The following is a 1,031-nucleotide window of genomic DNA, read 5'->3' as shown; positions in this document are numbered from 1 at the left end:
GGACTGGCCGCCCTGGCCCGCGCCCACACCCTGAATCGGACGCGGGAGCTCCCGCCCGGCCGCTACGCCCTGCAGGCCGCCATCGCCTCGGTGCACGCGGTGACCCCGGCCGCCGCCGACACCGATTGGCGGCGTATCGCCGGACTGTATGCCGTCCTCGCGCAACGATTTCCGTCACCGGTCGTGGAGTTGAACCGCGCGGTGGCGGTGGCGATGGTGCACGGGCCCACGGCGGGCCTGGAGTTGATCGACGCGGTCGCAGCGGATCTGGACGGCTATCACCTGCTGCACGCGGTGCGCGGGGATCTGCTGGAACGGCTGGGCCGGACCGCCGAGGCGCGGGCGGCATTCGAGCGCGCGGCCGAACTCACCGCCAATGACAGCGAGCGCGAACTGCTGCGCGAGCGGGCGCGCTGACCAGCGGGTCAGCGCTGATCAGGTAGTTCCCCGCGTGTCGCTCACCCGGACACCGAACTTCAGGGGCGTACGGTCGGTTTCTGATTGGAAGACAGATGGGGTCTGTTTTTTCGTGAACGACACGGAAGGACCAGGCGTTGCCCGCTTCCCACGAGAACACCGCCCGCCGGCGCCCGATCCGAGTCGCGGTACTCGGACTGCTGACGGCGGCCATCGCGCCCTTGACGGTCGGCGTCACACACGCCGACGCCCGCACCGAGATCGCCAACCCCGTCTCCGCCACCGGCGTCCCGGTCGCGCTTCCCATCGATCCGGCCTCGCTGCTGCAACTGGTCGGCTCGGCCCAGCGCTTTTCGAAGCCCGCCCTGCAGACCATGTCCCGCTTCATGGTCCCGTTCGACCAGTGGGATTCGTTCAACCACATCATCACCCGTGAGAGCGACTGGCAGGTGTTCGCGATCAACCCGACCTCGGGCGCGTACGGGCTGCCCCAGGCCCTCCCCGCGCACAAGATGTTCAGCGAGGGCCCGGACTGGATGTTCAACCCGCTCACCCAATTGCGCTGGGCCTACCGCTACATGGTCGAACGCTACGGCAGCCCGAACAACGCGTGG

At 69.1% G+C, this 1,031-nt stretch carries 1 protein-coding gene and 1 pseudogene; both read left to right on the top strand.

Going from position 1 to position 1,031, the window contains the following annotated elements; all coding sequences use genetic code 11:
• A pseudogene (locus ACIRS4_RS39240) lies at positions 1–417 on the top strand (RNA polymerase subunit sigma-24); the annotation flags it as partial.
• A gap of 137 nt (positions 418–554) precedes the next feature.
• Positions 555–1,031: transglycosylase SLT domain-containing protein (locus ACIRS4_RS39235; RefSeq protein WP_404205219.1), on the top strand; the 477-nt coding region annotated here is incomplete at its 3' end.

It is taken from the genome of Streptomyces sp. NPDC101166 (assembly GCF_044768125.1).
Classification (GTDB): domain Bacteria; phylum Actinomycetota; class Actinomycetes; order Streptomycetales; family Streptomycetaceae; genus Streptomyces.
Note: the sequence above shows the minus strand (reverse complement) of the source record. Positions and strands in the feature narration are given on the sequence as shown.